Consider the following 1778-nt stretch of genomic DNA (forward strand, 5'->3'; position numbering starts at 1 on the left):
TGTAGCGGCATTTTAGAGATGCGACATATGAGCCAGTTAGAGATGCGACAGTCGTCGCCTCTTGGGATGCTGGTCAAACGTCAACGTTTGGAAGGAAGACTGGCGACGTGAAGCGTGGCTGAGACCATGAGCGTTCGGAGTCGTCATGTCTTGTTTGATCACCATGTCGCAGAAGGAATTGCATCGTCTTGAACTGATCCAGCGGATTCGCGGTGGTAGCCTGACCGTCGTCCAGGCGGCCGAGTTGCTTCGTCTTAGCCGCAGTCAGGTGCATCGGCTGCTGCAGGCCTATGACCAGGCCGGCGCCGACGGTCTCGTCTCGAAGAAGCGCGGCCGTCCGAGCAACCGGCGTTATAGCGAGGATTTCCGCAACCTGGTGCTCGACCTGGTGCGTGAGCATTATGGGGATTTCGGACCAACGTTGGCGGCCGAGAAGCTGCTCGAACGCCACCGGATAGCGGTCAGCAAGGAGACGCTGCGTCAATGGATGATGGAAGCCGGCATCTGGACGTCACGCCGCGAGCGCAAGAAGCGGGTCTTCCAGCCGCGCGGCCGGCGCGATTGTTTCGGCGAACTCGTTCAGATCGATGGCTCGCTTCATTGGTGGTTCGAGAACCGCGGCCCCAAATGCGCCCTGCTCGTCTATATCGACGATGCCACTGGCAAGCTGCTGCATCTGCGGTTTGCCGGATCGGAGAACACCTTCGACTATCTGCACGCGACGAAGGCTTACTTGCAGCAATGGGGCAAGCCGATCGCGTTTTACAGCGACAAGCATGGCATTTTCCGCACCACCCATGCTTCCAAGCAGGACAGAACCACTGGCCTGACGCAGTTCGGGCGGGCCCTTTATGAACTCAACATCGACATCATCTGCGCCAACACCCCGCAGGCCAAGGGCCGCGTCGAGCGCGCCAACCAGACGCTGCAGGATCGCCTCGTCAAGGAACTGCGGCTGCGCGGCATCGACACGATCGCGGCGGCCAACGCCTACGCGCCGGAGTTCATGGCCGACTTCAATCGTCGCTTTGGCAAGGCGCCGCGCAATCCGAAGGACATGCATCGGCCGTTTGCCGCGCATGAGAACCTCGATGGTGCGATGTGCCGCAAGGAGATCCGCAAGCTGTCGCAGTCGCTGACGCTGCGCTATGACAAGGTGATGTTCATCCTCGATCCGACCGATTTCGCCACGGCGCTCGCCGGCAAGAAGGTCATTGTCTGCGACTATCCCGACGGTCGCCTCGAGATCACCCACGAGGGGACGTCCCTGCCCTACAGAACCTTCGACACGCTGCGCTCGGTGCACCGCTGCGAGGTGGTTGAGAACAAGCGCCTTGATGACATGCTGGCGGTGGTGGCCGAGATGCAGGCCGGACGAGAGCAACAGCGCAGCAAGGGCGGGCCGCGCCGCACCGGCCAGACGGACCATATGTTCGGCATTCGCGACGGCAGCCAGAGCAATGGCTACCAGAAGCGCGGCACCAAGCCCGGCCGGAGGACGGATTTTACCAAGGATCCGGTGGTCATCGCCAAGCGCCAGCAAGCCCTTGCGCAGCTGAAAGCGGCGGAGTGATCGGGATGTCAAAGCTAAAGTTTATCTTGCAGCTGGAGCCATCCGCCGCCGACCGGGCTGCGCAACCCTGACCAGCTCCACCCGGCCGGCGGCTATCGTCTGCATATTATGCAAATATGTTCTCTTGCAAATGGAGTAATAATGAATAGGATGATGTCGCGTTTCTAAGTTGATTACTTTGTCTCAGCTTTAAATAGCTGTGACA

Annotated in this window: 1 protein-coding gene; it reads left to right on the plus strand. The window is 60.0% G+C overall.

Translation table 11 applies throughout. From position 1 onward, the window contains the following. The first annotated feature begins 145 nt into the window (after nucleotides 1–145). The gene (locus ATC00_RS00060) at nucleotides 146–1573 is read left to right on the plus strand and encodes an ISNCY family transposase (protein ID WP_064251564.1); all 1428 of its coding nucleotides are present in this window, start codon (nucleotides 146–148) and stop codon (nucleotides 1571–1573) included. The last annotated feature ends 205 nt before the right edge of the window (nucleotides 1574–1778 follow it).

Origin of the sequence: Sinorhizobium americanum, from assembly GCF_001651855.1 — a bacterium.
Classification (GTDB): Bacteria; Pseudomonadota; Alphaproteobacteria; order Rhizobiales; family Rhizobiaceae; genus Sinorhizobium; species Sinorhizobium americanum.

Coding starts and splice junctions, on each gene's coding strand:
- ATC00_RS00060 (WP_064251564.1), top strand. CDS start 146: ATGTCTTGTTTGATCACCATGTCGCAGAAGGAATTGCATCGTCTTGAA.